Source organism: Allosphingosinicella sp. (assembly GCF_036387215.1).
Lineage (GTDB): Bacteria > Pseudomonadota > Alphaproteobacteria > Sphingomonadales > Sphingomonadaceae > Allosphingosinicella.
In genome coordinates this window covers 1-6761 of the sequence record NZ_DASVUE010000068.1, presented here as the reverse complement: position 1 = coordinate 6761, position 6761 = coordinate 1, and the positions used below count along the sequence as shown (strand labels likewise).

Here is a 6761-nt window from a genome sequence, read left to right as displayed (position 1 = left end):
CGCTCCGGCTTCGCGCACCTGTTCGAGCACATCCTTTCGCGCAAGACGCGCAACATGCCCTACAACATGATCAACCGGCTGGTTGAGGATGTCGGCGGCGACCGCAACGCGTCCACCAGCTACGACCGCACCAATTATTATGAGAGCGTGCCCGCCCGCTATCTCGAGACGATGATCTGGACCCATGCCGAGCGCATGGCCCGGCCGGTGATCGACCCGCAGGTGTTCGAGACCGAGCGCAATGTCGTCAAGGAGGAGTTCCGCCAGGGCGTGCTCGCGCCCCCCTACGGACGCCTCCGGCTGCTCCTGACCGAGAACAGCTTCGGAGTGATGCCGCACCGGCGGCCGACGATCGGAAGCATCGAGGAGCTGGACGCCGCCAAGCTCGAGGACGCGCGCGCCTTTCACGAAGCCTATTACGGCCCGGACACCGCGACGCTCATCGTGTCGGGCAATTTCGATCCCAAGCAGCTCGATGCCTGGGTCGACAAATATCTGGCGCCGATCCCCGCCCGGGCGAAGAAGGCCTCGCTGACGATCGCCGAGCGGGATCCGGCACCCACCAAGGCGCGGCTCGCCACCATGTATGCGCCCAACGTGCCGCTGCCGGTGGTCGGATCGACCTGGCAGATCCCGGGCGCCGCTCACCCGGACATGGCCGCCATCGAGGTATTGGACGGGATCCTCACCAGCGGCAACAGCTCCCGCCTCTACAAAAGGCTGGTTCGCGAGAAGCAGCTCGCGACCAATGTCGGCGCGCAGCTCTTCCCGATCGAGGAGCAGGGCTATTGGGCGCCGAACGTTTTCGTCGCGAGCGGAAAGAGGATCGAGGATGCCGAAGCGGCGCTGGCCGCCGAGGTCGCACGGGTGCGCGACGAGCCGGTGACGGCGGCGGAACTTGCCGAAGCCAAGAACGAGCTGCTTGCCCAGGCGCTGCGCCAGCGCGAGACGTTCAGCGGCCGGGCCTCGGGCCTCGGCGAAGCGCTCGTCCGCTCAGGCGATCCGAGGCTCTGGGACAAGAGGATCGCGCAATATCAGCGGGTGACCGCGGCGGACGTGCAGCGGGTGGCGCGGAAATATTTCACGCCCGAAAAGCGCGTGGACCTGCGCTACCTCAACGAAAGCCAGCGCCCGGCCGGCCAGTCCGCTTCGGCAGATATGCAGGGCTGGGCCAATCCGGTGCCGATGCCGCGCTTCAAGTCGGTTCCGCCGGCGACGGGCAAGCCCAACGAGCTCGCCGCCGAGGGCGAGCGCGAGCAGCCGCCGGCGCCCGGCGCCGCGGTCGCCGTCACTCCGCCGGTCATTTCGGAGACCCGGCTCCCGACCGGCCTTTCCGTAGTGACGGCGCGAAGCGGCGGCACGCCGATCGCGACCATGTCGCTGGTGATCAAGGGCGGCGCTTCGACCGATCCGAGGGGCAAGGCAGGGCTTGCGGCGATGGCCGCCGAAATGGCGACCAAGGGAACCCCGACCCGGAGCGCGGAGCAGATCTCCGCCGAGCTCGAGGCGCTGGGCGCGTCGATCGGCACCAATGCCGGCGCCGACGGAACGATCCTGTCGATCACCGCGCCGGTCGCAAACCTCGAGGCGGCGGGGCGCGTGCTTGCCGACATCGTCCAGAACGCGACCTTCCCCGCCCCCGAGCTGGAGCTGCAGCGCAAGCAGGCGCTCGACACGCTGCAGGTGGCGATGAAGACGCCGGGGCAGATCGCGGCAATGGTCGTGCAGCCGCTCGTCTACGGAAATGCGCCCTATGCGACGATCGGCTCGGGCACTCCCGGTTCGATCCGCTCGCTCACGCGCGAGGATCTCGTCGCCCAGCAAAGGAGCTGGTGGCACCCGGGCAATGCGGCATTGGTGATTTCCGGCGGCATCGATGCGGCACGCGCGAACGCGCTCGCCTCCACTCTGTTCGGCAGCTGGCGCAGCCAGGGCTCGGCGCCGACTCCTCCGGCGAGCCGCGCCGGCACCGCCCAGAAGGTGCGCACCGTCGTGATCGACATGCCGGGCGCAGGCCAGGCCGCAGTGCTCGCCGCAGTGCGCGGCGTCAGCCGCGGCGACCGCGATTATTATCCGATCAGCGCCGCCAATGCGGTGCTCGGCGGCGGCTCGAGCGGGCGGCTCTTCCAGGAGGTGCGGGTAAAGCGCGCGCTCTCCTACGGCAGCTATAGCGGCCTCTCTCCCCGGGCGGAGGCGGGACTGCTCAGCGCCAGCGCGCAGACTAAGAACGAGACCGCGACCGAAGTGGCGCAGGTGATCCTCGGCGAGCTCGACCGGCTCGGCAAGGAGCCGCTCCAGCCGCAGGAGGTGTCGAACCGCGTGTCCTTCATCACCGGTGCCTTCAACCGCCAGGCGGAGACGAGCGGAGGCCTTGGCGCGGCCCTTGCCGGGCTGATCCAGCAGGGCCTGTCGCCTTCCGAGGCCGCCCGGTTCGTCGCCAACATGGAGGCCGTGACGCCGCAGGCAGCCTCCGCCGCCGCCGGCCGCATTATCGGCGCCGACAAGGCGACGCTGGTGATCGTCGGCGATTCGTCCAAGTTCATCGACAAGCTGAAGGCGGTGCGGCCGGACGTGGAAGTGATCCCGCTCGCCGAGCTCGACCTCGATTCGCCGACTTTGCGCAAGAGGAGCTAGGCGGCCGGAGGGTAAAGGTCCGGGGGAGCCGATGCTGTCGAGCCACGAGAGGATGCTGGTAAGGCGGTATCTGCTCCCCGGGGCGGAGAGCCGGATCATCCTGCTCGTGGCGACGATCGGGCTTACGGCGGTGACGATCGGAGTGGCGGCTCTGATCGTCGTGATGAGCGTGATGAACGGCGCGCGGACGAAGCTTTCGATCCAGTTCGCCGGCGTCGACGGGCATGCCTCCATCTCCCGCCCCGGCCAGTATCTGGCGGACTGGCGGGAGCTTGAAGCGGAGGCGCGGCGGCAGGCGGCGGTAAAAACCGCGGTGCCCGCGCTCGAAGCCCCCGCAATGGCGAGCGTGGAGGGGCGGGTTCTCCCCGCAATCGTCCGCGGCATACGCGCTCAAGATATGAGCATCGATCCGCTGTTCGCCGCCAGCGGGCGCTCCTTCCTCGGCGCCGTGCCCGCACATGGGGACGAGGTCGTCGTCGGGAGCGTACTGGCTGAGCAGCTGGGGATCTCCGTCGGAAGCCCGATCACGATGATGCGCCCTTCGCTCACCTCCGAAAGCAGCCTTTCGCTGAAGAGCACGGGCTTCGTCGTCACCGGACTTCTCGAAACGGGAGTGGCGAAATACGATTCCAAGCTCGTCGTCATGAACCTCGGCGCCGCGCAGCGGATGCTGGACAGCGGCGACGTCGCCAGCCGCATCAATCTCACCACCGAAAGGCTCGAGGGCGCCGCCGAGGGGCTCGCGCCGCTGAAGTCCGGCCTGCCGAAAGGGACAATCCTTCAGACCTGGCGCGAGCTCAACAAGCCGATCTTCGACGCGCTCGCGCTGGAGCATATCGGAATGTTCATCGCCGTGTCGCTGATCGTGGTCGTGGCGCAGTTCAACATCCTGTCGTCCCTGATGATGCTGGTCGGATCGAAGGTGCGCGACATCGCGATCATCCGGACGATGGGCGCCAGTCGCTCTTCGATCCTCAGGATCTTCGTTACGGTGGGGACGGCGATCGGCTCGTCGGGAGCTTTGCTCGGATCAGTTATCGGGCTGACGCTGGTCGGGTCGCGGGAAAGACTCGCGGTCTTCCTCGGCGATCACGTCCTCGGCGGCAGCCGCTCGGCCGAGCTCTCCGCTCTCATCGATCTGCCGGCGAGGATCAGCTTCGGCGAAACGGCGGGCATTCTCCTGATGACGTTGGCGGGGACTATTCTCGCCACGCTCTACCCCGCGCTCCGGGCGTCGAGGGTCGATCCCGCGATCGTGCTTCGATACCAGTAAAGCCGCCCGCATTCTCGACATCTTAAGCCGATCCTGCGACGCTTCGGGCGATGCGGGAGAAGGAACTTCGGCTTGCCCTGGTCTGCTACGGCGGGATCAGCCTCGCCGTTTACATGCACGGCATCACAAAGGAGGTCTGGCACCTCGCCAAAGCGAGCCGGGCCTATCATGCCGGCGTCGCCTCGGAAGGAGCGAGCGAAGGAGTCTACCGGCGGCTGCTGGAGCTATTCCGCGACGAGCACGGGGTGGAGCTCCGGGTGCTGGTCGATATCCTCGCCGGTGCGAGCGCGGGCGGGATCAACGCGATCTTCCTCGGCCATGCGATCTCGGGAGGCCATTCGCTCGATCCGCTGACCGAGCTCTGGCTGGACACGGCCGACGTCGACACATTGCTGGATCCTTCGGTGAGCGCGATGTCGCGGGTCGCGAAGGCGGCGGCGGTGCCGATCGCCTGGGCGATGGCGGCGAAGCGCGGCGGCACGGTCGAGCAGACGGTGGAGGCGGGCCACCGGGAGGAGGTGCGTGCCAAGCTCGCCAACTTCGTCCGGGCCCGCTGGTTCGCACCGCCTTTTTCGGGGCCGGGATTTACCCGGCTGCTCCTGGACGCGCTGGATGCGATGCAGGCGGGCGAGCGCCAGCCCCCTCTCCTGCCGCCCTATCAGCCGCTCGACCTGTTCGTGACCGTCACCGATTTCCACGGCTATCCGCAGCGGCTTCGGCTCAATTCGCCCCCGGAAGTGGTCGAGACCGAGCACCGGCTGACGCTCGCCTTCCGCGATCCGGGCGGTGCCGGGCGCCGCCTCGCGGACCCCGCCGAGCTCGCCTTCGCCGGCCGCGCAACGGCGAGCTTCCCGGGCGCCTTTCCGCCCTTTCAGGTGACGGAGCTTGATCAGGTGCTCGGCGAGCGGGGGCAGGACTGGCCGGAGCGCAGCGCCTTCCTGAAGCGCGCCCTCCCCGGCCATGCGAAGCCGGAGGCGGCGGTGCTGATCGACGGCTCGGTGCTTGCGAACGCCCCCTTCCGCCCGGCGATCGACGCGCTCCAGAACCGGCCCGCCCGCCGCGACGTGGACCGGCGCTTCGTCTATATCGACCCGAAGCCCGGCCTCCGCAGCGTCCGCCTCGGCGGAGCGGGCGAAGCGGCGGCTCCGGGCTTCTTCGCAACCATCTTCGGAGCGCTCTCCGACATTCCGCGCGAGCAGCCGATCCGCGACAATCTGGAAGCGATCGACGGCCGATCGGCGCGGATCCGGCGGCTCCGCCACATCGTCGAGGCGATGCGGCCCGAGGTGGAGGCGGCGATCGAGCGGCTGTTCGGGACGACCTTGCTGCTCGGGCGGCCGAACCCGAAGCGGCTGGCGGCATGGCGCGCCAGGGCCCAGCAGGTGGCGGCGCGGCAGGCGGGCTATGCCTATGCAGCCTATGGGCACCTCAAGGTCGCGTCCGTGACGGAGGAGATCGCCGCGTCTCTGTTCCGGCTCGCCGGCGGCGGCGGCAGGCAGCGGCATGAAGAGGTGCGGCAGGCGGTCTGGGCCGCGGTGCGGGAGCAGGGGCTGACCGCCGAGGACGCCATGACGTCGGCCGGAGCTTGCCCGCCGGTCATCCACTTCCTCCGCTCGTTCGACCTCTCCTACAGGGTGCGGAGGCTCCGCTCGGTGGCGCGGCAGCTGGCTCAGATATCGGAGCGGCATGCGGTCTCCCCGGCGGGGCTCGAACAGGCGCGCAGCACGGTCTACGACCTCATCGGCCGCTACCGTTCCGCGCTGCCTTCGGCGCCGCCGCCCGACAATGTCGAGGAACGGCCCGCCGAGGCGATGCAATGGCTTGCCGACCGGATGGACCTGAAGGCTGCGGACGACGAGGCGGATCTCAGGCTGTCGGAGGCGCTGAGCGCGCTTCCGAAGGTCGAGCGGCGGGCGCTGATCCTCGCCTATCTCGGCTTCCCCTTCTACGACATCGCCACCCTGCCCCTGCTCCAGGGCGAGGGCCTCGACGAGTTCGACCCGGTGAAGGTCGACCGCATCTCGCCCGACGATGCGGTTGCGATCCGGCCCGGAGGCGCGGCGGCGACGCTGAAGGGCATCCAGTTCAACAGCTTCGGCGCCTTCTTCAGCCGCGCCTATCGCGAGAACGACTATCTGTGGGGCCGCCTCCACGGCGCCGACCGGCTGATCGACATCATCGTCTCGACGCTCCCGGAAGGCGCCGCCATCGCGCCCGGGGAGATCGCGGGCATGAAGCGCAGCGCCTTCCGAGCCATCATCGAGGAGGAGCGGCCCCGCCTCACCCACATCGGCACACTCTTCGAGGAGCTGGACCGGGAGATCGGATGCGGGCTTTGACTTGGCGGTATCTTTGCTAGAGCTTAAGCCGGGCGCCCGGGGAGGACATGGATGCAGTTCCTGAAGACATTGTTCTGGGTCGGCCTCGCGGTCATCCTCGTGCTGTTCGCGAGCGGCAACTGGCACCCGGTGACGATCAAGCTCTGGGGCGGGCTGGAGATGGACGTGAAGCTTCCGGTGCTCGTCATCGCTTCGTTCCTGATCGGCTTCCTGCCGATGCTGATCCTCCACCGCGCCCGGCTCTGGAACCTCCGCCGGCGCCTCGAAGTGCATGAGCGGCAGGCGGCGGCGGCGCTGAACGTTCCGTCGGGCCCCGGCCTCTCGCCCGCACCCGACGTCCCTGCTCCCGAAGAGCGGCTCGCGACCGATGCGAAGGCCTGGCCCGCGCCATAAGCGGCGGCTGGACAAAGGCCCCCTCATCTCCCAAGTGAGCGCCTCTCAAGGAGACGCCCAATGAGCTGGCTCAACCGGGTCCGCAACAGCATACCCTTCCTCCCGAAGCGCGAGACGCCGGA

Annotated in this window: 4 protein-coding genes; all 4 read left to right on the top strand. The window is 68.7% G+C overall.

Annotated elements, in window-relative coordinates; all coding sequences use genetic code 11:
* The coding region (locus tag VF662_RS03155; RefSeq protein WP_464137603.1) for a M16 family metallopeptidase at window positions 1-2634 on the top strand (2634 nt) is incomplete at its 5' end.
* Window positions 2635-2665: 31 nt separating this feature from the next.
* Entirely contained in the window at window positions 2666-3907 is a 1242-nt protein-coding gene (locus VF662_RS03150; protein ID WP_464137601.1) for an ABC transporter permease, read from the top strand.
* A 50-nt stretch (window positions 3908-3957) separates the two neighbouring features.
* Window positions 3958-6246 (top strand): patatin-like protein, encoded by a 2289-nt coding sequence (locus VF662_RS03145; RefSeq protein ID WP_464137598.1) that lies wholly within the window; start codon window positions 3958-3960, stop codon window positions 6244-6246.
* A gap of 51 nt (window positions 6247-6297) precedes the next feature.
* A complete protein-coding gene (locus tag VF662_RS03140) occupies window positions 6298-6639 on the top strand; it encodes a LapA family protein (protein WP_464137597.1) in 342 nt (113 codons plus the stop codon).
* Window positions 6640-6761: the final 122 nt, after the last annotated feature.

What these genes read in the sequence shown, in the direction of transcription:
- VF662_RS03150 (WP_464137601.1), top strand. Translation starts at nt 2,666, where the DNA reads ATGCTGTCGAGCCACGAGAGGATGCTGGTAAGGCGGTATCTGCTCCCC.
- VF662_RS03145 (WP_464137598.1), top strand. Translation starts at nt 3,958, where the DNA reads ATGCGGGAGAAGGAACTTCGGCTTGCCCTGGTCTGCTACGGCGGGATC.
- VF662_RS03140 (WP_464137597.1), top strand. Translation starts at nt 6,298, where the DNA reads ATGCAGTTCCTGAAGACATTGTTCTGGGTCGGCCTCGCGGTCATCCTC.